Source organism: Pseudomonas pergaminensis, assembly GCF_024112395.2.
In the GTDB taxonomy this organism is placed as follows: domain Bacteria; phylum Pseudomonadota; class Gammaproteobacteria; order Pseudomonadales; family Pseudomonadaceae; genus Aquipseudomonas; species Aquipseudomonas pergaminensis.
The window spans coordinates 1987303-2011064 of sequence record NZ_CP078013.2; the positions used below are offsets into that span (position 1 = coordinate 1987303).

The 23762-nt window shown below is 62.8% G+C and carries 29 protein-coding genes; 18 read left to right on the forward strand and 11 right to left on the reverse strand.

Annotated elements, in window-relative coordinates; genetic code table 11:
- Positions 1 to 117 precede the first annotated feature (117 nt).
- The 5 genes from KUA23_RS09085 to KUA23_RS09105 form a co-directional block, all read right to left on the reverse strand.
- Positions 118 to 1449 carry a deoxyguanosinetriphosphate triphosphohydrolase gene (locus KUA23_RS09085; RefSeq protein WP_099492409.1) on the reverse strand — a complete coding sequence of 444 codons (1332 nt, stop codon included), beginning with the start codon at positions 1447 to 1449 and terminating at the stop codon, positions 118 to 120.
- Positions 1450 to 1520: 71 nt separating this feature from the next.
- A complete protein-coding gene (locus KUA23_RS09090; RefSeq protein WP_078047576.1) occupies positions 1521 to 2684 on the reverse strand; it encodes an EAL domain-containing protein in 1164 nt (387 codons plus the stop codon).
- A 92-nt stretch (positions 2685 to 2776) separates the two neighbouring features.
- Positions 2777 to 3118 (reverse strand): hypothetical protein, encoded by a 342-nt coding sequence (locus KUA23_RS09095; RefSeq protein WP_078047577.1) that lies wholly within the window; start codon positions 3116 to 3118, stop codon positions 2777 to 2779.
- Positions 3115 to 3498 carry a phage holin family protein gene (locus KUA23_RS09100; protein ID WP_033901397.1) on the reverse strand — a complete coding sequence of 128 codons (384 nt, stop codon included), beginning with the start codon at positions 3496 to 3498 and terminating at the stop codon, positions 3115 to 3117. Before KUA23_RS09100 ends, KUA23_RS09095 begins: the two co-directional genes overlap by 4 nt.
- Positions 3499 to 3501: 3 nt before the next feature.
- Complete coding sequence (locus KUA23_RS09105; protein ID WP_012723021.1) at positions 3502 to 3816, reverse strand: ElaB/YgaM/YqjD family protein; 315 nt, start codon at positions 3814 to 3816, stop codon at positions 3502 to 3504.
- A 347-nt stretch (positions 3817 to 4163) separates the two neighbouring features.
- On the opposite strand from KUA23_RS09105, the gene KUA23_RS09110 reads away from it, so the two are divergent.
- Positions 4164 to 5372, forward strand: coding sequence for an ammonium transporter (locus KUA23_RS09110; protein WP_078050887.1), 1209 nt, complete (start codon positions 4164 to 4166; stop codon positions 5370 to 5372).
- Here KUA23_RS09110 and KUA23_RS09115 read toward each other — a convergent pair.
- Positions 5359 to 7083, reverse strand: a complete 1725-nt coding sequence (locus tag KUA23_RS09115) for a cation:proton antiporter (protein ID WP_100491208.1) — start codon at positions 7081 to 7083, stop codon at positions 5359 to 5361. The genes KUA23_RS09110 and KUA23_RS09115 overlap by 14 nt on opposite strands.
- 150 nt (positions 7084 to 7233) lie before the next feature.
- On the opposite strand from KUA23_RS09115, the gene KUA23_RS09120 reads away from it, so the two are divergent.
- From KUA23_RS09120 to KUA23_RS09130, 3 genes are all read left to right on the forward strand, one after another.
- Positions 7234 to 7470, forward strand: a complete 237-nt coding sequence (locus tag KUA23_RS09120; RefSeq protein WP_078047579.1) for a glutaredoxin family protein — start codon at positions 7234 to 7236, stop codon at positions 7468 to 7470.
- A gap of 74 nt (positions 7471 to 7544) precedes the next feature.
- Complete coding sequence (locus KUA23_RS09125; RefSeq protein WP_078047580.1) at positions 7545 to 7880, forward strand: transcriptional regulator; 336 nt, start codon at positions 7545 to 7547, stop codon at positions 7878 to 7880.
- A gap of 73 nt (positions 7881 to 7953) precedes the next feature.
- On the forward strand, positions 7954 to 8844 hold the full coding sequence (locus tag KUA23_RS09130) for a pseudouridine synthase (RefSeq protein WP_100491207.1): 891 nt from the start codon (positions 7954 to 7956) through the stop codon (positions 8842 to 8844).
- 55 nt (positions 8845 to 8899) lie between these two features.
- Here the strand turns inward: KUA23_RS09130 and KUA23_RS09135 are convergent, their stop codons facing one another.
- Together KUA23_RS09135 and mobA are read right to left on the reverse strand one after the other, a co-directional pair.
- Positions 8900 to 9121, reverse strand: a complete 222-nt coding sequence (locus KUA23_RS09135; RefSeq protein ID WP_010211805.1) for a YgdI/YgdR family lipoprotein — start codon at positions 9119 to 9121, stop codon at positions 8900 to 8902.
- Positions 9122 to 9200: 79 nt separating this feature from the next.
- Entirely contained in the window at positions 9201 to 9803 is a 603-nt protein-coding gene (mobA, locus tag KUA23_RS09140) for a molybdenum cofactor guanylyltransferase MobA (RefSeq protein WP_252993800.1), read from the reverse strand.
- A gap of 76 nt (positions 9804 to 9879) precedes the next feature.
- Between mobA and moaB the strand changes: the two genes are divergently transcribed.
- Positions 9880 to 10419, forward strand: coding sequence for a molybdenum cofactor biosynthesis protein B (gene moaB / locus KUA23_RS09145; protein ID WP_032892684.1), 540 nt, complete (start codon positions 9880 to 9882; stop codon positions 10417 to 10419).
- A complete protein-coding gene (locus KUA23_RS09150; RefSeq protein WP_252993801.1) occupies positions 10403 to 11629 on the forward strand; it encodes a molybdopterin molybdotransferase MoeA in 1227 nt (408 codons plus the stop codon). The genes moaB and KUA23_RS09150 overlap by 17 nt, the downstream gene beginning before the upstream one ends.
- A gap of 127 nt (positions 11630 to 11756) precedes the next feature.
- Here the strand turns inward: KUA23_RS09150 and KUA23_RS09155 are convergent, their stop codons facing one another.
- Positions 11757 to 12086 (reverse strand): EscU/YscU/HrcU family type III secretion system export apparatus switch protein, encoded by a 330-nt coding sequence (locus KUA23_RS09155; RefSeq protein WP_078047584.1) that lies wholly within the window; start codon positions 12084 to 12086, stop codon positions 11757 to 11759.
- The gene (fliK, locus tag KUA23_RS09160; RefSeq protein WP_078047585.1) at positions 12083 to 13660 is read right to left on the reverse strand and encodes a flagellar hook-length control protein FliK; all 1578 of its coding nucleotides are present in this window, start codon (positions 13658 to 13660) and stop codon (positions 12083 to 12085) included. The genes KUA23_RS09155 and fliK overlap by 4 nt, the downstream gene beginning before the upstream one ends.
- 200 nt (positions 13661 to 13860) lie before the next feature.
- Between fliK and ccmA the strand changes: the two genes are divergently transcribed.
- The 10 genes from ccmA to KUA23_RS09210 all read left to right on the forward strand — a co-directional run bounded on the left by ccmA (position 13861) and on the right by KUA23_RS09210 (position 21214).
- Positions 13861 to 14496 (forward strand): cytochrome c biogenesis heme-transporting ATPase CcmA, encoded by a 636-nt coding sequence (gene ccmA, locus KUA23_RS09165; protein ID WP_252993802.1) that lies wholly within the window; start codon positions 13861 to 13863, stop codon positions 14494 to 14496.
- Complete coding sequence (gene ccmB / locus KUA23_RS09170) at positions 14493 to 15161, forward strand: heme exporter protein CcmB (RefSeq protein WP_025857894.1); 669 nt, start codon at positions 14493 to 14495, stop codon at positions 15159 to 15161. The genes ccmA and ccmB overlap by 4 nt, the downstream gene beginning before the upstream one ends.
- Positions 15162 to 15248: 87 nt before the next feature.
- A complete protein-coding gene (locus KUA23_RS09175) occupies positions 15249 to 16004 on the forward strand; it encodes a heme ABC transporter permease (protein ID WP_252993803.1) in 756 nt (251 codons plus the stop codon).
- On the forward strand, positions 16001 to 16177 hold the full coding sequence (ccmD, locus tag KUA23_RS09180) for a heme exporter protein CcmD (protein WP_010211791.1): 177 nt from the start codon (positions 16001 to 16003) through the stop codon (positions 16175 to 16177). The genes KUA23_RS09175 and ccmD overlap by 4 nt, the downstream gene beginning before the upstream one ends.
- Positions 16174 to 16629 (forward strand): cytochrome c maturation protein CcmE, encoded by a 456-nt coding sequence (gene ccmE / locus KUA23_RS09185; RefSeq protein ID WP_078047589.1) that lies wholly within the window; start codon positions 16174 to 16176, stop codon positions 16627 to 16629. Before ccmD ends, ccmE begins: the two co-directional genes overlap by 4 nt.
- Before the next feature lie 3 nt (positions 16630 to 16632).
- On the forward strand, positions 16633 to 18621 hold the full coding sequence (locus KUA23_RS09190) for a heme lyase CcmF/NrfE family subunit (protein ID WP_252993804.1): 1989 nt from the start codon (positions 16633 to 16635) through the stop codon (positions 18619 to 18621).
- Entirely contained in the window at positions 18618 to 19154 is a 537-nt protein-coding gene (locus tag KUA23_RS09195; protein WP_016978490.1) for a DsbE family thiol:disulfide interchange protein, read from the forward strand. The genes KUA23_RS09190 and KUA23_RS09195 overlap by 4 nt, the downstream gene beginning before the upstream one ends.
- On the forward strand, positions 19151 to 19624 hold the full coding sequence (locus tag KUA23_RS09200; protein ID WP_078047592.1) for a cytochrome c-type biogenesis protein: 474 nt from the start codon (positions 19151 to 19153) through the stop codon (positions 19622 to 19624). Before KUA23_RS09195 ends, KUA23_RS09200 begins: the two co-directional genes overlap by 4 nt.
- Positions 19617 to 20804 carry a c-type cytochrome biogenesis protein CcmI gene (gene ccmI, locus KUA23_RS09205; RefSeq protein WP_078047593.1) on the forward strand — a complete coding sequence of 396 codons (1188 nt, stop codon included), beginning with the start codon at positions 19617 to 19619 and terminating at the stop codon, positions 20802 to 20804. Before KUA23_RS09200 ends, ccmI begins: the two co-directional genes overlap by 8 nt.
- A 14-nt stretch (positions 20805 to 20818) precedes the next feature.
- The gene (locus KUA23_RS09210; RefSeq protein ID WP_028615689.1) at positions 20819 to 21214 is read left to right on the forward strand and encodes a hypothetical protein; all 396 of its coding nucleotides are present in this window, start codon (positions 20819 to 20821) and stop codon (positions 21212 to 21214) included.
- A gap of 191 nt (positions 21215 to 21405) precedes the next feature.
- Here KUA23_RS09210 and KUA23_RS30245 read toward each other — a convergent pair whose 3' ends face one another.
- Entirely contained in the window at positions 21406 to 21510 is a 105-nt protein-coding gene (locus KUA23_RS30245) for a DUF6124 family protein (RefSeq protein ID WP_410896875.1), read from the reverse strand.
- Between the two features lie 290 nt (positions 21511 to 21800).
- Here KUA23_RS30245 and phnC point away from each other — a divergent pair, with 290 nt between their 5' ends.
- Positions 21801 to 22634, forward strand: a complete 834-nt coding sequence (gene phnC / locus KUA23_RS09215) for a phosphonate ABC transporter ATP-binding protein (RefSeq protein WP_100491204.1) — start codon at positions 21801 to 21803, stop codon at positions 22632 to 22634.
- 32 nt (positions 22635 to 22666) lie between these two features.
- Positions 22667 to 23668 (forward strand): phosphonate ABC transporter substrate-binding protein, encoded by a 1002-nt coding sequence (gene phnD / locus KUA23_RS09220; RefSeq protein WP_100491203.1) that lies wholly within the window; start codon positions 22667 to 22669, stop codon positions 23666 to 23668.
- Positions 23669 to 23762: the final 94 nt, after the last annotated feature.

Below are 23762 nucleotides of genomic sequence, written 5' to 3' on the forward strand. Positions count from 1 at the left end.
TGGGTCGCCCTGAGCGTGCGTGATTATTCATCGGGTGTTTGTGCGAATTCGATCAGGCCACTCTGTTCCCTTCGTAGGTCTATTCCTTTCAGGCAACAGGCAGCTTGATCGTGTTCGTTATTGAGGGCTGGAACGCCCGGTCATTTCCCGCGCCATTTCGGTGGCATAGCTGTCGGTCATGCCCGCGATAAAGTCGATCATGCGCAGGAACGAGGCGTGCAGCGGCCACTGAGGGTTCGGTGCGTTGTTGCCCAGCAGGTCGAGAATGCGCCGGTTCTTGAACGACGGCGTACGCCCGCCGTGCTGCTCAAGGGCCGCACCGCAAAAGGCATTCAACAGGATTTCCAGGGTGGTGTAGGCGCCGATCTCATGCAGGGTCTTGCGCTTGTCCTGGAAGATCTTTTTGCGCGCCATGTCCTTGGCATCCAGGACGCAGCGTTTGGCCGGGCCATGCATGTGCTCCACCAGATCGCCGGGCAGGGTGCCGGCCAGCAGGGCGTCCTGTTGCTCGACGAAGGCGCTTGCCGCCGCGTTGGTCAAATGCTCGATCGCCTTGCCGCGCAGGATCGCCAGTTTGCGTCGACGCGAGTCCTGGGCACCGAGTTGGCGATAGGTCTGGGGCAGGTCATCGCCCACCAGGTTAAGCAGCAGCGACTCGACTTCGGCGTACTCCAGCAACTCCATTTCCAGGCCATCTTCCAGGTCGATCAGGGCATAGCAGATGTCGTCCGCCGCTTCCATCAGGTACACCAGCGGATGCCGCGCCCAGCGCTGTTCTTCGAGTTGCGGCAGGCCAAGCTTGTGGGCGATCTGCTCAAGGATCGGCAACTCGCTCTGGTAACAGCCGAACTTGTGTTTCTTATAGCCCAGGGAGTCCGCGTGGCGAGCGGTCCAAGGGTATTTCAGGTAAGTGCCCAAGGTCGCGTAGGTCAGCCGGGTACCGCCGTCGAACTGGTGGTATTCCAGCTGGGTGAGCACGCGAAAGCCCTGGGCGTTGCCTTCGAAGTTGAGGAAATCATTACGCTCGGCACTGCTCATGTCATCCAGCCAGCCGCGCCCTGCGGCCTGCTGGAACCAATGACGGATGGCATCTTCGCCGGAATGTCCGAACGGCGGGTTGCCGATGTCATGGGCCAGGCAGGCCGATTGCACCACCATGCCCAGGTCGCTCGGGTCGCACCAGTCGGGCAGGGCGCTGCGCAGGGTTTCGCCGACGCGCATGCCGAGGGAGCGTCCCACACAGCTGACTTCCAGGGAGTGGGTCAGGCGCGTGTGGATGTGGTCGTTGCTGGAGACCGGGTGCACTTGGGTCTTGCGCCCCAGGCGGCGGAATGCACCGGAGAAGATAATACGGTCATGGTCTTTGTGAAACGGGCTACGTCCCAGTTCTTCCGGGCTGTGCAGCGGCTTGCCAAGACGTTCGCGAGTCAGCAGGGTGGGCCAATCCAAGGCGGGTACTCTCCGTGCGGTGAATGACCCTCCCAGCTTCCCGGTTCAGTGCCGCCTGGGCAAGCAAAAATCTACAGCCCGACGGCGTCTATATCGATTAACAGCAAACGCTGACCGTTATTGAAGAATTGTCCGGCGGTGAGGCAGTACTGGTTGGTGGTCGCGTCGCGGTAGGTCGAGGACAGGGTCAAGCGTCGCTCCTCCCACCCTTCGGCCAGCAGGTGATAGAAATACGGACGCCACGACCAGTTGTGGCCCAGGTAACGGCTGTCGGCTTGCCAGGCGTCCTGGCGCCATTCGAAGTTGGGCGTCAGTTGCGTGCCGTGTCGGTCGCACTGGTAGAAGCGCAGCAGCCAGGGAAAGGCCTGCAACGGCGGCAGCTGGTTCAGAGGCGCCTGTGCCTGGGCCCAGGTTTGCAGGATCTTCATCAGTTCGGCCAACTGCTGGCGCAGTTGCATAATGCGCCCGCGCTCAGCCAGTTTTTGCTGGACGTACGCGGTGCGCAATTGGGCGAAGCGCGGCACGAAGGCGTCGGTGGCGAACCATTCGAGCTGCGCCTGGGCGAACAGATAGCCCTGCACATAACGCGAGCCACACTCCAGGGCGAAGCTCAACTGCGCTTCGGTCTCCACGCCCTCGGCAATGATCCAGCACCCGGTCTTCTCCGCCATCTGCGCCAGCGCACGCACCACTTCGCTGCTTGGCCCGCCCCGAGCCGCGTCCTGAAACAAGCGCATGTCCAGCTTGAGAATGTCCGGCTGCAACGCCAGTACCCGATCGAGTTGGGAATAGCCGGCGCCAAAGTCGTCAATGGCGATGCGCGCACCAGCTTCGCGATAACGCACCACCACGTCCGACAGGCGCTGGATGTCGCCACCCAGTTCGGTGATCTCGAACACAATGCGTCGCGGGTCGACGCCATGGCTGTGAATCTGCTTCAGGCTCGGCAGGGCTTGGCCCGGGCGCAGGCGGTTGATCCAGCGCGGCGAGATGTTCAGGCTCAGGAACCAGTCTTCGGGGGCTTCATGCAGGCGGCTCAGCGCATTGTCGCGCAACTGCCGGTCGAGACGGCGCAAGGCCACGCCTGGCGTGCGCGGGTCTGCGAACAATGGGCCCACGGACTGCAGGCGGCCGTCAGCCTGGCGCAGACGGCCCAGGGCCTCGACGCCGGCGATGCGGCCGGTGGCGGTGTCGATAAACGGCTGGAAGCAGGCGAGCGGTTGCCCGTCGATCACGGGGCCTCCTTAAGAGAGGTGGCGAAAAAAGGCCCGGCCCTCGAAAACGAGGGCCGGGCCGATTCTGTTAGCAAGAATGCAGCCAGCCAGCCTCAACTTTTACGCGAAGTGCCCTGCATGGCCAGTTTGATCAGCGGGATCAAGCCGGCACCCAGGCGCACCAGGCGTGTCAGGCTACCGATACCGCCACCCTTGGCACCTTTGCCGGTGAAGAAACCCATCAGCGTCACGGCGGCCACGCCCCACAGCGGCGCGTGCTTGATGCCCAGGCCGTCCTGCCAGCTCTGCCCCATGGTGCGCACCTTGTTCAAAGGCAGCATCAATTGCTGGGACTCGTGGCGGATCTCCTGACGGTGCATTTCCATGCGCAGGCGAATCAGCGCCTTGCGCATTTCGCGCCGCGACGTGTTTTGAGGCATTTCAGTCATGCTCATGGCAACAGGCGCTCCCGGTCGTTGGCCAGCTCTTCGAGGGTGGCGTGGAACGGCGTGGATTCATCGAACACCGCCGCTTTCAAGCGCACCCCGCAAAACGCTGCGGCCAGGGTGTAGAACACGCAGAGGCAGATGATCCCGGTCAGGCGATAGCCGGTGTCCCATACCAGGATCATCACCAGCGTCGACAGCCCCACCAGCAACAGCAGCGCAAACACCAGCGCCAGGCCGGCAAACAGCAGCAGGCTGACGGTGCGAGCCTTCTGTTCCTGCAATTCGATGCCAAACAATTCGACGTGACTGTGCAGCAAGCCCAACACGGCCGCGCCCAGACGCCTAGAGGTTGTCCCTGTGGACGAGCCAGTTTCGCCGATAGACATGATTTAGCGCCTTGTAGCCAGCAGGCCGATCAGAAAGCCCACGCCGGCGGCAATGCCGACCGACTGCCAAGGGTTGGCCTGCACGTAATCTTCAGTCGCGGTGACGGCCGCCTGGCCGCGTTCGCGCAGGGAATCTTCCGTCTGCTTGAGGGTTTCGCGGGCCTGGAGCAGGGTGTCGTGGATCTTGGCGCGCAGCTCATCGGCCTGGTCACCAGCGAGCACTTTGGTGTCGTCCAGCAACCTTTCGGTATCAGTCACCAGGGTTTGAAAATCCGCCATCAGTATTTCTTGAGCAGTCTTTGCAGTTCTTCTGGCCATGGTTATCTCCGTGATTGGCTGATCGTGTACGTCTGTTTTCGAGTCACCGGCGTCGGTGAAGGTTCAGTTCAATTGTGTGGTACAGCTTTTGCTTTGCCTTGGTGCGCAGGCCCCTGGGCCTGCGCTGAATCCGGGCGGCCCTGGGCAATGCCTTGAAAAACCTTACCCTAAATAACTGAAACTCGCGGAAAAACCCTGTCGGCAACGGCCTGTCGTGTTGATCGCTGCGCTAAAGCGGTTCACACCCTCTGAAAAGGGGTGGGACCGGTGGAGCCAATTTAGTGCGCGCAACCCCGGCTTGAACCGCTTTGGTGCTTTTTGCCTTTATTGCAGGCCTGCCAACCTCCATGGAAAATTTGCAAAGTGCGGTGGACACGCTTGTCCACAGCTCCAACACCCTGTTTATCCTGATCGGTGCGGTCATGGTCCTGGCCATGCACGCCGGCTTCGCGTTCCTGGAAGTCGGCACGGTGCGCCAAAAGAACCAGGTCAACGCCCTGTCCAAGATCCTCAGCGACTTCGCCATCTCGACCCTGGCCTATTTCTTTATAGGCTATTGGATCTCCTACGGGGTGAGCTTCATGCAACCGGCGGCGGTCATCAGTGCCGACCACGGTTATGGCCTGGTGAAGTTCTTCTTCCTGCTGACCTTCGCGGCAGCGATCCCGGCGATTATTTCCGGTGGGATTGCGGAGCGCGCGCGGTTTGCACCACAGCTCTGCGCCACCGCATTGATCGTGGCGTTTATCTACCCTTTTTTCGAAGGCATGGTGTGGAACGGCAACTTCGGCCTGCAGGCCTGGCTGCTCGCGACCTTCGGGGCCAGCTTCCATGATTTCGCCGGTTCCGTGGTGGTCCATGCCATGGGTGGTTGGCTGGCCCTGGCGGCAGTGTTGTTGCTCGGCCCGCGCAACGGGCGCTACCGCGAAGGGCGCCTGGTGGCGTTTGCGCCGTCGAGCATTCCATTCCTGGCGCTGGGCTCGTGGATTTTGATCGTCGGCTGGTTCGGCTTCAACGTAATGAGCGCGCAGACCTTGAACGGCGTCAGCGGCCTGGTGGCCGTCAACTCGCTGATGGCGATGGTCGGCGGCACCGTCGCGGCCCTGATCATCGGCCGCAACGACCCTGGCTTCCTGCACAACGGCCCGTTGGCGGGGTTGGTGGCGATCTGCGCCGGTTCCGACCTGATGCACCCGGTGGGCGCGCTGGTCACCGGGGCCGTCGCGGGCGGTCTGTTTGTGTGGTTCTTCATCGCCGCCCAGGATCGCTGGAAGATCGACGATGTACTCGGTGTGTGGCCGTTGCACGGCTTGTGTGGCGTGTGGGGCGGCATTGCCTGCGGCATTTTCGGCCAGACCGCCCTGGGTGGCCTGGGCGGCGTGAGCCTGATCAGCCAGTTGATCGGCACGGCCCTTGGCGTGCTGGTGGCGCTGGTCGGCGGCCTGGTGGTGTATGGCGTGATCAAGCGCGTATACGGGCTGCGCTTGAGCCAGGAAGAGGAGTATTACGGCGCGGACCTGTCGATCCACAAGATCGGTGCGGTCAGTCAGGATTGATCGGCTCGTCTGCCTGCCGGTAAAAACCGTGCAGCAGGCGATAGCGGTTCTGTCGCACCTCATCGACCCGCGCCTGTACCTGCTGGTCCGGCAGGCCCAGCAGGATCAACGCGTGGGAGGCGAGCATCAGGCTCGACTCCAGCAGCTCGGGCACCACTTCGCTGGCGCCTGCGGCTTTCAGCTCGGCGAGCTGGCTGTCGTCGCGGGTGCGCACCAGGATCGGCACCTCGGTGTTGATCCGGCGTGCCTCTTTAAGCACCGCCAGGGCGACATCACTGTTGTCCACGGCAATCACCACCAGCCGCGCACGTTCCAGGCCGACCGCACTGAGCAGGGCGCCACGCCGACAATCGCCATAATGCACGCTGCTGTCCTCGGTGGCCGCTTCCTGCACCCGTTCCGGGTCGTCATCCAGGGCGATAAACGCCTGTTGCTCCTTGCGCAGAAAACGTCCGATGGATTGGCCGACGCGGCCATAGCCGCAGATCACTGCGTGCCCGCGTAGCTCGGCGTTCAGCGCGGTGATTTCTTCCAACTGCACTTGCTGGTTGGGCTTGCGGTGCAGGCGCAGGGCGATGCCTGGGGCGGCGCGTAACAGCAGGGGCGTGAGCAGCATCGAACAGAAGGTGGCAGCGAGTAGCAAACCGTTGAATTCGTCGGGGATCAACCGGCTCTGCTGCATCTGCGCCATCAACGCAAAGCAAAACTCGCCGCCCTGGGCCAGGGCCAGGCCACTGCGCCAGGCGGTCTCGCTGTCGCTGCCGCGCAGTTTGACCAGCGCGGCCACCACGCAGCCTTTGACCAGCATCAGCGTGAGGGTGAGGCCGAGGATCAGCAGGCTATGGCTGACAAACAGCTGCAGGTCGATGAGCATGCCGATGCTGACGAAAAACAGCCCCAGCAAGATGTCGCGAAACGGACGGATGTCCGCCTCGATCTGATGGCGGTAGTGGCTTTCTCCCAGCAGCATGCCGGCCAGGAACGCACCGAGGGCAGGGGACAGTCCCAGCAGGTGCGTGAGCCAGGCGGTGAGCAACACAATCACCAGCGCCAGCAGCACAAACAGCTCCGCCGAATGGGACGCGGCAACCTCATGGAACAAACGCGGCAACAACCAACGGCTGGCGAGCAGCAGGCCGACAAACAGCACCACGGTCTTGCCCAGGGTCAGTGGCAACGCCCAATACCAGGCTTGCTCGCCGGTGCCGGCAAACACCGGCACCAGGGTCAGCAGCAGCACCGCCACCACATCCTGGAACAGCAATACGCCAATAGCATTCTGGCCATGGCTGCTGAAGATCTCCCCCAGGCTGGTCAACTCCTTGCTGACGATGGCCGTGGATGACAAGGCCAGCCCGGCACCCAACATCAAGGCGATGCCCGGCGCGACACCCAGCATCATCAACAACAGCCCCAGGACTAGACCGCAACCCAGCACCTGCAAGCTGCCCAGGCCAAACACCACGCGGCGCAGGGCGAGCATCTTCGTCAGGGAAAACTCCAGGCCCAGGGAAAACAGCAGGAACACCACGCCCAGTTCGGCAAGGTCGGGCAGCTCTTCGCTGTCATTCACCCAGTCCAGCGCAGTGGGCCCCACGGCCAGGCCGACACACAGGTAGCCCAGCACGGGCGGCAACTGCAGCCGGCGAAACAGCGCAATCACCACCAGGGATGAGGCCAGAATGATCAGCAGGTTGGCAAACACACGCATCTCCGTTGCAAAGGGGCAGGCAAAAAGCCGCGAGAATCGCTGAATCAGTTATAGGCCATGGTGACCTGGGTCAGGGTTTTTGTGGTGGTGGGCTTCATGCCGCCAGCGGGCTTAGAATGTTGGCCTACTTTCTGACCAGGTCCAATCGCCATGCTTCCTGAATGCCAGTTATTCGGCACCCTGGGTTGCCATCTTTGTGAGATTGCCGAGGCTGAAATCATGCCGTTGGTCGAACACGGGTTGTTGGTGGAGCTGGTGGATATCACCGATCCCGACGACCTGACCGTGGCCTACGGCCTGCGGATTCCGGTGCTTCGCCGGGTGGACACCGGGGCGGAACTGGATTGGCCTTTTGACACACAACAGGTCGTGACCTTCCTTCGTTGAGTGTTATGCGATGGCAGGTTTCCAAATATTAAGTTACTGTATGTTTGTACAGCGATTGAATTGAGGGAACGCCCGTGGTGAATGTCGAACAACTAAAAAGCAGCGTCAATCGCATGTCCGCCGACGTTGTGCGCGACGCGGTGAATGAGCTGCGCCTCGATGGCCTGGTCACGGAAGGCAAGACGCCGTTCAACAAAGTGCATTTCAATACCTGCTTTGCCGAGATCGAGGCATTGTTCCAGCGTGCCGGTTACCACAAGCAGCTGGACGTGGTGGGGTATCAGGGCTTGTTGTACGCGTTGTACGATCCAGGCCGCTGGGAAGCGGTGGACGTGCTGCGCTGGCTCAAGGAGTTCACCGAGGCCGCCAGTGCCTCGAAGCTCCTGCGGGCGGAGTTGGCCAAGGCCTGAGATCCGCCCTAGGCTCAATCCCGCTGCATGCGGGATAATGCCAGCCTGTTTTTTCCAGGCTTCGAGCACATCCATGTCCACATCCGGTTTTTCAGCGTCCCAGCACCAAGCCAGCACCTTGTACCTGCCGCCCGGCCCTTGGGCGACGGTGCTCGATTGCCTGTGCGAGCACTTCCCGGCGATTGGCCGTGAACACTGGTTGGACCGCATCGCCCGGGGCCGGGTGCTGGACATCAACGGCAGCCCGATCAGCCTGGACCTGGCCTACAAGGAAGGCCTGTGTATTTATTACTTCCGCGAAGTGCCCAACGAGAAAGCCATCCCGGTGCAGGAAACCATCCTGTATGCCGACGAGCATCTCGTCGTCGCCGACAAACCGCATTTTTTGCCCGTGACGCCGGCCGGGGAGTACGTCGAGCAAACCCTGCTGCGCCGCTTGATTCGCCGTCTGGACAACCCGTCACTGGTGCCTTTGCACCGCATCGACCGGCATACGGCGGGGCTGGTGCTGTTCTCGGCCAACCCGGCCAGCCGCTCGGCTTATCAGCAACTGTTTCCCACACGCCAGATCGATAAGTTCTATGAAGCCATCGCGCCGGCCCTGCCAGGCCTGACGTTCCCCCTGGTGCATAAAAGCCGCCTGGTGGATGGCGAGCCGTTCTTTCGTATGCAGGAAGGCGCCGGTGCCGCGAACACCGAAACGGCTGTGGACGTGCGGGAAAAGAACGGCGATCTATGGCGCTACGGCCTGTTCCCCGTCACCGGCAAGAAGCACCAGTTGCGCGTGCACATGACCGCACTCGGCGCGAGTATCTGTAATGATCCGTTCTACCCCGATGTGATCAAGGATGCCGTGGACGACTATGCCAACCCGCTGAAGCTGTTGGCCCAGGGCGTGCGGTTTATCGACCCGGTCACAGGTGTCGAACGCAGCTTTCGCAGCCAGATCACCCTCGACTGGTAACCGCCAGAAACAACAAGGCCCGCGCGAGGCGGGCCTTGTTGGCAAGCGCTAAGATTTACAGGTCTTTAACGGTGCGAACCTGATCTTTGTTGATGCGGGTGCGCTTGCCGTCAAGTTGTTCGAATTCGTAGAAACCCGAATCTTCGTTGTATTTCGGGGTGTCGACGGCCTGGATTTCGCGACCGTCATTCAGGGTGATCACTGTTGGCGAGGCGCAACCGGCGAGGGTGGCGAGGCCCAGTGCAAGCATGAGAGCGGCGATGGTCCGTTGAGTCATGAGTTCGTCTCCGAGAGAATTCTTTTAAATAGCTGACCTTGTGACGCGTACGGCGTCGACAAAGTTCCTTGTGCGAGGTTCATTCTGACACGCCCGACGGCGTCTGTAACAGCTCCGGCGTATTAAGGTTGGCCAGGCGCGGGTCATTCGCCGGGCACTCCAGGCCCACGCCGCCGTGTTGCAAGAAGATCTTGCGCGGGCTGCGTTCGCCCGCGTGCCAGGCGCTATCCACCGCGTCCCGCAGGGCGGTCGGCACGATGCAGATCAGCGGTTCCCAGAACTCACCATGGCGCACCATTACCGGCCACCGAGGGTTGCGTCCTGCGGTCTCACGCAGTTCGGCGAGCAGTCGGGCGTCGATCTGCGGCACGTCGCACGGCAATATCAGCAAGTGCCCATGACGCGCGGCGGCGAGCCCCGCACGGATACCCGCGAGCGGGCCGGGAAAGTCCGGGCTGTCATCGCTCACCAGTTGGTCGGCATACGGTGCGTACCGGTCATGATTACGGTTGCACGAGATGATCAGATCGTCTGTCAGCGGGCGCACCAGGCGCTGCAAGTGCGCGATCAAAGGTTGCCCGCGCCACTCCAGCAAGCCTTTGTCCTGCCCGCCCATGCGCTGGCCGCGCCCACCCGACAGCAGCAGGATCGAGCAGGGCAGGGGTGAATAATCAGTCGACATGGCGGTTCCGCTGCGGCAGGTAAATAGGGGCCTGTGATATAACATCGGGCTGTTCCTTCGACAACCGGACCGTGCCATGAAAGCCAAGGCAGATGCGCCCTTCGTACCCCTGAACATCGCTGTACTGACCGTCAGTGACACCCGCACCCTCGAAACCGATACCTCCGGCCAGGTCTTCGTCGACCGCCTCACCGCCGCCGGCCACCACCTGGCCGAGCGCGTGCTGCTCAAGGACGACCTCTATAAGATCCGCGCCCAGGTCGCCCACTGGATCGCCGAAGACGTGGTGCAAGTCGTGCTGATCACCGGCGGCACCGGCTTCACCGGCCGCGACAGCACCCCCGAGGCGGTCAGTTGCCTGCTGGACAAGCAGGTCGACGGCTTTGGCGAACTGTTCCGCCAGATTTCCGTGGCCGACATCGGCACCTCCACCGTGCAGTCCCGCGCCCTGGCCGGCCTGGCCAATGGCACCCTGGTGTGCTGCCTGCCGGGCTCTACCAATGCGGTGCGTACCGGCTGGGACGGGATCCTCGCCGAGCAGTTGGACAACCGTCACCGCCCGTGCAATTTCGTGCCGCACCTGAAACAGGCCGAGCCTTGTGAATCCCGTGGGTAAGCCCGGCAAGACCGGCGCCCTGATGCCGGTGGAAGACGCCTTGCAACAACTGCTGGCCATGGCCGCGGCCGCGCCGATCCGCGAGCAGGAAACCTTGGCCCTAGAGGACTGCGACGCTCGCATACTGGCGCAGGACCTGGTCTCCACCCTCGACCTGCCGCCGTGGCCGAACAGCGCCATGGACGGTTATGCCGTGCGCCTGGCGGACTGGACCGGTGAACCTCTGGTGGTCAGCCAGCGCATCTTCGCCGGCCAGGCGCCACAACCCTTGGCCGCCGGCACCTGCGCGCGCATCTTCACTGGCGCCCCCGTGCCCGAAGGTGCCGACTGTGTCGAGATGCAGGAAAATGCCGTGGTGCACGCCGATGAGCGCGTGAGCTTCACCGAAGCCCTGCACATCGACCAGAACATCCGCCCCCAAGGCCAGGAAACCACCGTCGGCGAGTTAGTGCTCACCGCCGGCACGCGCCTGGGCCCGATCGAGCTGGGCCTGGCCGCCTCCCTCGGCCATGACCGCCTCGCCGTGATCCGCCGCCCACGGGTGGCTGTGCTGTCCACGGGCGACGAGTTGATCGAGCCCGGTTTGCCGCTGGGGCCGGGGCAGATCTACAACAGCAACCGTCGGGTGTTGTGCTCATGGCTCACCCGCATGGGCTGTGAAGTGATCGACGCGGGCATCCTGCCGGATGACCTGGAGAAAACCCGGAACTGCCTGGCAGGCCTGGGCGCGGTCGACCTGATACTGTCCACGGGCGGTGTATCGGTGGGCGAGGCGGACTTCCTCGGCATCGCCCTGCGTGAGGAGGGCGAGCTGGCGTTGTGGAAACTGGCGATCAAACCGGGCAAGCCGCTGACCTTCGGCCACTTCCGTGGCGTGCCGGTGATCGGCCTGCCGGGCAACCCGGCTTCGACGCTGGTGACCTTCGCGCTGCTGGCACGCCCTTATCTGCTGCGCCGCCAAGGCGTGCAAGACGTCGAGCCGCTGCGCGTTGAAGTGCCGGTGGGGTTTGACTGGCCCAAGCCAGGCAACCGCCGTGAGTACCTGCGCGGGCGGATCGAACAGGGCAAGGCGATCATCTACCGCAACCAAAGCTCCGGCGTGCTGCGCAGTGCGGCGTGGGCGCAAGGGTTTGTGGAGGTGTTGGAAGGCACGACGTTGGAGATCGGCGATACCGTCAATTTCATCCCGCTCAGTGAAGTCCTGAACTGAACACAGATCAAAAATGTGGGAGCGGGCTTGCTCGCGAATGCGGTGTTTCAGCCACTAAATGTGCTGACTGATCCACCGCTTTCGCGAGCAAGCCCGCTCCCACAGTTAGTTTTGTGTTGTCGGTGGGTCAGTAGTCGTCGCCGCGTTCGGTCACGTCGCGTTCCACCGGCCCCGCGTCCGGGTCATACCCCACCGGGAACTTGCCTTTCAACGTCCACGCAAACGCAATGATCTCGGCCACCGTGCGGTATAGCTCCTCCGGAATACTGTCGCCCAGCTCCATGCGCGCCAGCAGCTTCACCAACTCGGCGTTTTCATAGATCGGCACTTCATTCTCGCGCGCCAGTTTAAGGATGGCTTCGGCCAGGGCATCGTCGCCTTTGGCCGTCAGGGTCGGCGCTTGCTGGCCGTCGTACTTGAGGGCAATCGCCTGACGCGGTGGCGGCGGATTCTTCATGCGGTTTCATCCACCCAGCGTTGCTCCAATCCGGTTTTAGGCCCGCGCGGCGGTGTGCCGAGGTGGCAATCGAGGTCGCCGACGTTGATGCCGGAGGTCACCAGGCGTTCGCGCAGGTTGCCCAAGTGGCTTTCGATCAAGCTGGCGGTAAAAGGCCGGGAAGCCCACAACTGGCTGGACAGTTTGCCCTGGCTCAATTGCGCCTGGACCTGCAACGGGCCCAACGGCTCCATGTCGAAGGCGAGTTCGACGCGCCAGAGCATTTGCTTGGCGTCCTTCTTGTCCTTGCGCTCGGGCTGGTCTTTGTCTGGTGCGGGTTCTTCGCGTTGGAATTTGACCTGCAGCGGCACGATGTCCTGCAACGTACGCATCGGGATTTCCAGCTGCCACGTGGTCTGCAGGCGGCCGTCGGCGGTGGTGCCGGTCTGTTCCAGGCTCGACAGCTGGTGGCTCTGCAACCGCGAGATGGCCCCGGCGGCCAGGCGCAGCAGGTTTTCCAGGTCGCCTTCGCCTTCGAGCTTCGCCATCAGTCGCTCGGGCAGCGGGAATCCGGCAGGCAACTGCCGGGCGCTGACTTGGCCGAGGGTGTTCAGGGGGCTGCGCACAAAGTTGGGAAGCACCTGGGCCAGGGTATTGGCGGCGAGGATGGCATTCATATTGGTGCTGGCGGGCAGGGCGGGCAGCAAGTCCGCGACCAGGCGCAGCAGCGCGCCTTTCATGTCCAGCGGTGGGATCTGCGGGTTTTGCCCGGCCAGCAGCTTGGCTTCCAGAAAGGCACCACTGTTCTGGATGACTTGCGCCAGCACCTTGGGATTGCTGACCTGGGCCAGGTCCGGCAAGGCGGCCAGCAGACGGTCGGCGGCGGCGCGCAGGTCGGCGGAGGTGCTGTCGCCACGGGGCAGGTTCTGCAGCGCGGTGAACACCGCGTCCAGTGAGCCTTGGCGGCTTTGCTGGGTTGACAGTTGCTGGGTGACGGCCAGTTGATCCTTGAGCCCGCTCAGCGGCACAAAGCTCAGGGTCTGCGCGTTTTGCACCACGGCGCTGAGCAAGCTGCCGACGCGCAGGGGTTGCGGGCTTTCCACGGTCAGGGTCGCGCCCGCCAGGGCGTTGTTGAGCACGGTGACCAGCGAGCGGTAGATCGCCGGTTGCGCCGTGCCCTGGGGCAGCATCTGGGTGGTCAGCACTTTGGCTTGCAACAGCGTGCCCACCGGCATCTGGTGGGTGTCGATGCGGGTGAGGGCGGCGACATTGGCGCTCAAGGCCTGTTGCAAGCTCAGGGTGAGGTTGCCCGCAGTCGTCTGGCTTACGGCGACATTGCTGCCCAGCGGCAGCGGCTGCGGGCTGCTCGCCTGCACCAGGGTCTGACGACCGCCTTCAAGGGTCAGTTTGAGCAGTAACTGGAAGGCTTCACCGCCTTGTTTCAGGGCGATGACTTCAGCGTTCGCGGTTTTCCCGGGGTCGATCAGGCCGATCTGTGGCTCCAGCAGTTTCAGCAACTCACCGGCTGCGGGCGCAGGGCCAGGCCCGGCTGGCGGGGCGGGTGGAAGCGTAGGAAGGTTGATCTCACCGGTCATCGCGCGCGTCGTCTCTGGGGAAATTGCCCTCTTTAGAGTAGGGCATCACATGTATAATGCCGCCCGTCTGCAAAGAGAGCGGTAAAAACCTCACAACTATTTGATCCAGCTCTCTAAAATCGGTCGCCAAAGCCGTTATTGTGCATTTCTCTTTAACGGCCGCTGCACCGCCGACTTGAACCGTAAAGGCCCGCGATCTTTTGACCAGCCCTCTTCTTGAAGCCGTAGCGCTCTCCTGTGAACGCGACCTGCGCCTGTTGTTCGAGCACCTCGAACTGCGGCTGACGGGCGGCGACATGGTGCAGGTCTGCGGCCCCAACGGCAGCGGCAAGACCAGTTTGCTGCGCCTGCTGGCGGGGTTGATGCAGCCGACCGCCGGTGAAGTTCGACTCAACGGCAAGCCCCTTAACGAACAACGCACTGAGCTGGCGCGCAATCTTGTGTGGATTGGCCACGCTGCCGGCATCAAGGACGTGCTGACCGCCGAGGAAAACCTCAGCTGGCTCAGCGCCCTGCATCATCGCGCGTCGCGCGACGCCATCTGGCAGGCCCTGGCCGCTGTCGGCCTCAAGGGCTTCGAAGACGTGCCCTGTCACACCCTGTCTGCCGGCCAACAGCGCCGCGTGGCCCTGGCGCGTTTGTACCTGCCGGGCCCGCCGCTGTGGATTCTCGACGAACCCTTCACCGCCCTCGACAAACAAGGCGTGGCCCAGCTGGAAGAACACCTGGCCCACCATTGCGAGCAGGGCGGCCTGGTCGTCCTCACCACTCACCACACCTTGGCGCGCATGCCTGCTGGCTACCGCGACCTTGACCTGGGCCGGTGGTCGCTATGAGCGTCTTCGCCCTGCTGGTCGCCCGCGAAGCGCGGCTGCTGTGCCGTCGCCCGGCCGAACTGGCCAACCCGCTGGTGTTCTTTGCGATTGTCATCGCGTTGTTTCCGTTGGCGGTCGGTCCCGAGACTAAACTGTTGCAAACCTTGTCCCCCGGACTGGTGTGGGTGGCGGCGCTTTTGTCGGTCCTGCTCTCGCTGGACGGGCTGTTTCGCAGTGATTTCGAAGACGGTTCCCTCGAACAGTGGGTCCTTTCGTCGCACCCTTTGCCACTTCTGGTACTGGCAAAGGTACTGGCACACTGGGCTTTTTCCGGCTTGGCGCTAGTCTTGCTCTCGCCGCTGCTGGCGATGATGCTGGGCTTGCCCGTCGAATGCCTGCCGGTGTTGCTCCTGTCCTTGTTGCTCGGTACGCCGGTGCTCAGCCTGTTGGGGGCGGTGGGCGCAGCGCTGACCGTGGGCTTGAAGCGGGGCGGCCTGTTGTTGGCCCTGCTGATTCTGCCTTTGTACATCCCGGTATTGATCCTGGGCAGCGGCGCCTTGCAAGCCGCGCTCATGGGCATGCCGGCGACTGGTTATCTCCTGTGGCTTGGCAGCCTGGCCGCCCTGGCGGTAACCCTGACACCCTTTGCTATAGCGGCTGGCCTGAAGATCAGCGTCGGCGAATAATGAGGTCTGGCTAAGCGTTATGCCTTAGCCAGTAAAGACCCTGAGAGCTTCTTGCCAAGACAAGAGGCCACCGTGATGGAAACAGCAATGAACTGGACCTGGTTTCATAAGCTCGGCTCGCCCAAATGGTTCTATGGCATCAGCGGCACGCTGCTGCCGTGGTTGAGCGTCGCCGCCGTGTTGCTGATCGGCATCGGCCTGGTCTGGGGCCTGGCCTTCGCGCCGCCGGACTACCAGCAAGGCAACAGCTTTCGCATCATCTATATCCACGTGCCTGCCGCGATGCTGGCCCAGTCCTGCTACGTGATGCTGGCGGTGTGCGGCATCGTCGGCCTGGTGTGGAAGATGAAACTCGCGGACGTGGCCCTGCAATGCGCCGCGCCCATCGGTGCGTGGATGACCGCCGTGGCGCTGGTCACCGGCGCGATCTGGGGCAAGCCCACCTGGGGCTCGTGGTGGGTGTGGGATGCACGACTAACGTCCATGTTGATCCTGCTGTTCCTGTACTTCGGTCTGATTGCCCTGGGCAACGCGATCAGCAATCGTGACAGCGCCGCCAAGGCCTGTGCGGTGCTGGCGATTGTTGGCGTGATCAACATCCCGATCATCAAATACTCGGTGGAGTGGTGGAACACCCTGCACCAGGGCGCCACCTTCACCCTCACCGAAAAACCGGCAATGCCCGTGGAAATGTGGGCACCGCTGCTGCTGATGGTGCTGGGGTTCTACTGCTTCTTCGGCGCCGTGCTGCTGCTGCGCATGCGCCTCGAAGTGCTCAAGCGTGAAGCCCGCGCCAGCTGGGTCAAGGCCGAAGTGCAAAACAGCCTGGGAGCGCGCGCATGAGTTTTGCTTCTTTCAGCGAGTTTCTCGCCATGGGCCATCACGGCCTGTATGTCTGGACGGCCTATGGCATCTGCCTGGCGGTGCTGGCCCTCAACGTCGCCGCGCCGATCCTGGCCCGCAAGCGTTACCTGCAACAAGAGGCGCGTCGTCTGCGCCGGGAGACCGATAAGTGAATCCGCTGCGTAGAAAGCGTCTGTTGATCATCCTTGCCATCCTGGCCGGCGTCGGCATTGCCGTGGCCCTGGCCTTGAGTGCCCTGCAGCAGAACATCAACCTGTTCTACACCCCGACCCAGATCGCCAATGGCGAAGCGCCGGTCGACACGCGCATCCGCGCCGGCGGCATGGTGGAAAAGGGCTCGCTCAAGCGTTCCGGAGATTCCCTCGACGTGACCTTCGTGGTCACTGACTTCAACAAGGCCGTGACCATCACCTATCGCGGCATCCTCCCGGACTTGTTCCGCGAAGGCCAGGGCATCGTCGCCTTGGGCAAACTCAACGCTGACGGCGTGGTGGTGGCCGATGAAGTGCTGGCCAAGCACGATGAGAAATACATGCCGCCGGAAGTCACCAAGGCCCTGAAAGACAGCGGCCAATCCGCGCCAACGCCTGCCAAGGAGGGCTAAGCCATGACGTCCGCACTGTTTATTCCTGAGCTGGGCCAGTTGGCGATGATCCTCGCCCTGTGCTTTGCCATCGTCCAGGCCGTAGTGCCATTGCTCGGCGCCTGGCGCGGTGACCGCTTATGGATGAGCCTGGCGCAGCCGGCTGCCTGGGGCCAGTTTGCGTTCCTGCTGTTCGCGTTCGGTTGCCTGACCTACGCCTTTATGACCGACGACTTTTCCGTCGCCTACGTGGCCAATAACTCCAACAGCGCGCTGCCCTGGTACTACAAGTTCAGCGCCGTGTGGGGCGCCCACGAAGGGTCGCTGCTGCTGTGGGCGTTGATCCTCGGCGGCTGGACCTTTGCCGTGTCGGTGTTCTCGCGCCAACTGCCGCAAGTGATGCTGGCGCGGGTGCTGGCGGTGATGGGCATGATCAGCATCGGCTTCCTGCTGTTCCTGATCATGACGTCCAACCCGTTCAGCCGCATCCTGCCGCAGATCCCGGCGAACGGGCATGACCTCAACCCGCTGCTGCAAGACATCGGCCTGATCGTGCACCCGCCGATGCTCTACATGGGTTACGTCGGTTTCTCGGTGGCCTTCGCCTTCGCCATCGCCGCCTTGCTTGGCGGACGCCTCGATGCGGCCTGGGCGCGCTGGTCGCGGCCGTGGACCATCGTCGCCTGGGCGTTCCTCGGGATTGGTATCACGCTTGGCTCCTGGTGGGCCTATTACGAACTGGGTTGGGGCGGCTGGTGGTTCTGGGACCCGGTGGAAAACGCCTCCTTCATGCCCTGGCTGGTCGGCACGGCGCTGATTCACTCGCTGGCCGTCACCGAAAAACGCGGCGTGTTCAAGAGCTGGACCGTGCTGCTGGCCATCGCGGCGTTTTCCCTCAGCCTGCTCGGCACATTCCTTGTGCGTTCGGGCGTGCTGACCTCGGTGCACGCGTTTGCGTCCGACCCTGAGCGCGGCGTGTTCATCCTGATCTTCCTGTTGTTTGTGGTCGGCGGCTCCCTGACGTTGTTTGCGTTGCGCGCGCCAGTGGTCAAGAGCCAGGTCGGCTTCAACCTGTGGTCGCGGGAAACCCTGTTGCTGGGCAATAACCTGGTGCTGGTAGTGGCCGCGTCGATGATCCTGCTCGGCACCCTGTACCCATTGGTGCTGGACGCCTTGAGCGGCGCCAAGCTGTCGGTGGGCCCGCCGTACTTCAACGCGTTGTTTATCCCATTGATGGGCCTGTTGATGGTGGTGATGGCGGTCGGCGTGCTGGTGCGCTGGAAAGACACGCCGGTCAAATGGCTGGCCGGCATGCTGATGCCGGTGCTGCTCGGCAGCGTGGCGTTGGCGGTGATCGCCGGGTTTGCCTACGGCGACTTCAACTGGGCGGTGCTCGCCACCTTCCTGCTCGCCGCCTGGGTATTGCTGGCCGGCGTGCGCGACCTCTTCGACAAGACCCGCCACAAAGGCCTGATCAAAGGCCTGCCAACCCTGACCCGCAGCTACTGGGGCATGCAGATCGCCCATATCGGCATCGCCGTGTGCGCCCTGGGCGTGGTGCTCTCCAGCCAGAACAGCGCCGAGCGCGACTTGCGCCTGGCACCGGGCGAGTCCATGGACCTGGCCGGTTACCACTTCATCTTCGAAGGCGCCAAGCACTTCGAAGGGCCGAACTTCACGTCAGACAAAGGCACGGTACGCGTCGTCCGCAACGGTAAAGAGATCGCCGTGCTGCACCCGGAAAAACGCCTGTACACCATGCAGAGTTCGATGATGACCGAGGCCGGTATCGACGCCGGTTTCACCCGCGACCTCTATGTGGCGCTGGGTGAACCCCTGGGCGAGGGCGCCTGGGCGGTGCGGGTGCATGTGAAACCCTTTGTGCGCTGGATCTGGTTCGGCGGCTTGCTCACCGGTTTCGGCGGTTTGCTGGCCGCGATGGACCGGCGTTATCGGGTCAAGGTCAAGAGCCGGGTGCGTGAAGCCCTCGGCCTGCAGGGAGCAGCGGCATGAAGCGTTGGTTGATGGTGGTACCGCTGGCGATGTTTCTGGTGGTGGCGGTGTTCCTGTATCGCGGTCTTTATCTGGACCCGGCCGAGCTGCCCTCGGCCATGATCGGCAAGCCGTTCCCGGCGTTCAGCCTGCCAACGGTGCAGGGCGACAAGACCCTGACCCAGGCCGACCTGCTGGGCAAACCCGCCCTGGTCAACGTGTGGGGCACCTGGTGCATCTCCTGCCGTGTCGAGCACCCGGTGTTGAACAAGCTGGCCGAGAAGGGCGTGGTGATCTATGGCATCAACTACAAGGACGACAACGCCGCAGCCTTGAAATGGCTGGCCGAGTTCCACAACCCGTATCAGCTGGATATCCGCGATGAAGACGGCAACCTCGGCCTGAACCTCGGTGTCTACGGCGCTCCGGAAACCTTCTTTATCGATGCCAAGGGCGTGATCCGCGACAAGTACGTCGGTGTGATCGACGAGGTGGTCTGGCGCGAACAACTGGCTGCCAAGTACCAGGCGCTGGTCGATGAGGCCAAGCCATGAAGCGTCTGTTAGCCGCTGCGGTGCTGGCGCTGGGGTTGGCCGGCGTGGCCCACGCCGCCATCGACACCTATGAATTCGCCAAGGACGGTGACCGCGAGCGTTTCCGCGAACTCACCAAGGAACTGCGCTGCCCCAAGTGCCAGAACCAGGACATCGCCGACTCCAACGCCCCCATCGCCGCCGACCTGCGCAAAGAGATTTTCCGCATGCTGGGGGAGGGCAAGGACAACCAGCAGATCATCGACTTCATGGTCGACCGCTACGGTGATTTCGTGCGCTACAAACCGGCCCTCACCGGCAAGACCGCGCTGCTGTGGTTCGGCCCTGCCGGGCTGTTGCTGGCGGGCGTGGTGGTGATGGCGGTGATCGTGCGCCGTCGCCGCGCCGCGCCGACCGATGGTTCCGACGCGCTGTCCCTGGATGAGCGTAAACGCCTCGACCAATTGCTGGACACCAAGACTGATGATTGATTTCTGGCTCGCAGCCGGCTTGCTGCTTCTGATTGCCCTGAGTTTCCTGTTGATCCCTGTGCTGCGCGGCCGCCGCGCCCAGCGTGAAGAGGACCGCACCGCGTTGAACGTGGCGCTGTACCAGGAACGTGTCGCCGAGCTGCAAGTGCAGCAGGACGAAGGCGTGCTCAACGCCGCACAACTCGACACCGGCCGCGCCGAAGCGGCGCGTGAATTGCTGGCTGACACGGAAGGCTTGGAGAAACCCCGCGAATCGCGCCTGGGCAAGCCACTGCCATTGCTGGCAGCGTTTTTGGTGCCGGTCCTGGGCGTTGCGCTGTACCTGCATTACGGGGCCAGCGACAAGGTTGAACTGACCCGCGAATTCTCCCAGCCGCCGGTGTCCATGGAAGACATGACCCACCGCCTGGAACGCGCTGCCGCCGCCCAGCCGGATTCGCCGGAAGGCCTGTACTTCCTTGGCCGTGCCTACATGGCCCAGGATCGCTCCGCCGATGCGGCCAAAGTGTTCGAGCGCACCGTCGCCCTGGCCGGTCGCCAGCCGGAACTGCTCGGCCAGTGGGCCCAGGCGCAGTATTTCGCCGACAACAAACAGTGGTCGCCCAAGGTGCAGGCGCTGACGGACGAGGCGTTGAAGCTTGATCCGAAGGAAGTCACCAGCCTCGGCCTGCTCGGTATCGCGGCGTTTGAAGGCCAGCGTTATCAGGAAGCGATCGACTACTGGAACCGGCTGTTGGCGCAACTGCCACCGGAAGACAATTCCCGTGCAGCCCTGCAAGGTGGCATTGATCGCGCAGCTGAGAAGCTGAAAGAAAACGGCGGCACCGTCGCCCCTCAAAAAGCCGCGATGAAAGTTCGGGTGGATCTGAGCGCCGACGTGAAGGCCAAAGCCCTGCCCACTGACAGCGTATTCATCTTCGCCCGCGCGGTCTCCGGCCCACCGGCGCCATTGGCGGCCAAGCGCGTCACTGTCGCCGAGCTGCCGATCACCGTCGAACTGGGCGATGCCGACGCGATGATGCCGCAGTTGAAACTGTCGAACTTCCCCGAAGTCCAACTGGTTGCGCGCATATCCCGGGCCGGTGTTCCGACCGCTGGCGAATGGATCGGCCGCAGCCAACCCTTGGCCAGCAGCACCACTGCCGTGCAGCAGCTGACCATCGACAGTCCGGACAAGTAATCGAGGAAACGCCTATGACCGCATTTGCACGCATCACCTTGCTCAGCCTGGTATTGGGGCTGAGCGCTTGTGCGGTCCACCGCCCACCTCCGGCACCCACGGGCCCGACCATCCCACCGTCAGGCCCGTCGACCCAGCCGAGCACTAAGCCCTCGGGCCCGGTGACTCCAGCACCGAAACCCGTGCCGACCAAATCGCCGACCTTTGCTCCACCACCGGGCGCGGCCAGCCACTGGGACGGCAAGATGCAGGTGTATGTGCTGGAAGAACAGCCCGACACCTTCTACCGCCAGCGCACCTACTACCGCTGGAGCAACGGCTGGAGCCGCTCGATCAGCCCGAACGGACCATGGGAAGAGACCGACGTGCAAGGCGTGCCGCCGGGACTGAGCAAGCAATACGCACAATGACAAAAGGCGACCTTCGGGTCGCCTTTTTCTTGCCTGTGAAACATGATCTCCAATCCAATGAAGATCACCTGTGGGAGCCGGGCTTGCCCGCGATGGCGGCGTGTCAGGCACCGAATCAATTGCAGCTAAACCGCCATCGCAGAGGTGCGGCGATCCGACAAGCCAGTTCCCACAGGAGACCTCATCGGCTGTCAGGCCACCGGACACGCCCGATTCAGCGCTTCATCCACCAACAACTGCGCAATCTCAATCATCTGCACCACTGCCAGCACCTGCTTGCGACCCGAGCCATCCAGAACCTAGCGACGGTGCTGCCTGAATGAACACGGTGGCCTTACTGGGGCTGCTGCGCAGCCCAGCGCGGGGCAAGCCCGCTCACCACAGCAAGCCCGCTCACCACAAAAAAGCCCATTCACTACTTAGCTGGGGTGTGCTTTTAGATCCACTTCCAACCTTTCACAAAACCTTCATCCAGCCGACCCCCTCCAGTCATGTGCAAGTAATAGCACTGACACCTCCCGCGCCTACTGTCGTTTGAACTCAACCGCAGCCATCCCCTGGCTGTTCAAACAAGACAGAGAAGCCCATGACTCACGCTATCCATGTCGATCACTTGAACAAGACCTTTGCGAAGAAATCCGCATTGGTCGACCTCGAACTCACCATTGCCGCAGGTGAGATGGTCGCGCTGATTGGCGCTTCCGGTTCCGGCAAGTCCACCTTGTTGCGTCACCTGGCGGGCCTGGCCTGTTGCGACAAGAGCAATGGCGGCAGCGTCAAGGTGTTGGGCCGGGAAGTGCAGGCCAGTGGGCGCTTGAATGGCAAGGTGCGGCGGTTGCGCGCAGACATCGGCTACATCTTCCAGCAGTTCAACCTGGTCAATCGCCTGAGCGTGCTCGACAACGTGCTGCTCGGTTGCCTGGGCCGCATGCCGCGCTGGCGTGGCAACCTGGGGTTGTTCAATGCCGAGGAAAAGGCGTTTGCCCTGGAGTCCCTGGCACGTGTGGGCCTGGCCGACCTGGCTGCTCAACGTGCGTCCACCTTGTCCGGCGGCCAGCAGCAGCGCGTGGCGATTGCCCGTGCGTTGACCCAGCGCGCCGAGGTAATCCTCGCCGACGAACCCATCGCCTCCCTCGACCCGGAGTCGGCGCGCAAGGTGATGGAGATCCTCGCCGACATCAACCGCCGCGACGGCAAGACCGTGGTGGTGACCCTGCATCAAGTCGATTACGCCATGCGTTATTGCCCGCGGGCCGTGGCGCTCAAGGGCGGTCGGATTCATTTCGACGGGCAGGGCAGTGCGATGAGCAGCCAGTTTCTCAATGACTTGTACGGTGCCGACGTCGACACCAGCCTGATGTTTTCCGACCACACCCGCCACACCACCGTGACTCCTCGGCTGGCCCTGGCACGCGCTTGAAACCCTACTCACGACCCACAGGAATCCCGTCCATGTTGAACCGTATCGGCCAAGTGTTTCTGTCCGCCGCGTTGTTGGCCAGTGTCGCCATGGGCAATGCCTATGCGGCCGACAAAGCCATCAATTTCGGCATCATGTCCACCGAGTCTTCGCAGAACCTCAAGAGCATCTGGCAGCCGTTCCTGGATGACATGCACAAGAAGACCGGCCTGACCATCAACGCCACTTTCGCCTCCGACTACGCCGGCCTGATTCAGGGTATGCGCTTCAACAAGGTCGATGTGGCCTGGCTCGGCAACAAGGCCGCGATGGAAGCGGTGGACCGCTCCAACGGCGAGATCTTCGCCCAGACTGCCGCCGCCAACGGTGCCGCCGGTTACTGGAGCGTGTTGATCGTGCGCAAGGACAGCCCGATCAACAACGTCGAGGACATGCTCAAGAATGCCAAGAACCTGACCTTCGGCAACGGCGACCCGAACTCCACCTCGGGCTACCTGGTGCCGGGCTACTACGTGTTCGCCAAGAACAACGTGGATGCCGCCACGGCGTTCAAGCGCACGTTGAACTCCAGCCATGAAGTCAACGCGTTGAGCGTGGCCAAGGGGCAGTTGGACGTGGCCACCTTCAACACTGAAAGCTGGGACCGTCTTGAAGTGACCCAGCCGGACAAGGCCGCGATGCTCAAGGTGATCTGGAAATCACCGCTGATCCCTGCCGACCCGATGGTGTGGAGCAAGGCGCTGAGCGACAGCGAGAAAACCAAGATCCGCGACTTCTTCGCCCACTACGGCGACACCGATGAAGAGAAGGCCGTGCTGAAGAACATGCAGCTGGGCAAGTTCCTGCCTTCCAGCGACGACCAACTGTTGCCGATCCGCCAGCTGGAGCTGTTCAAGCAGCGCACCACCATCAGCGCCGACGACAAGTTGGAAGCGGCTGACAAGGCCAAGAAGCTCGCCGACATCGATGCCGACCTGGCGAAGCTGCAACAACGCATCTCCGAGCTCGACAAAAAGACCGCAGCCAACGGCTAACCCCCTGTGGGAACCAGGTTCATGTTGGAGCGGGCTTGCTCGCGAAAGCGGTGAATCAGTCGCCGGATGCATTGAATGACACACCGCATTCGCG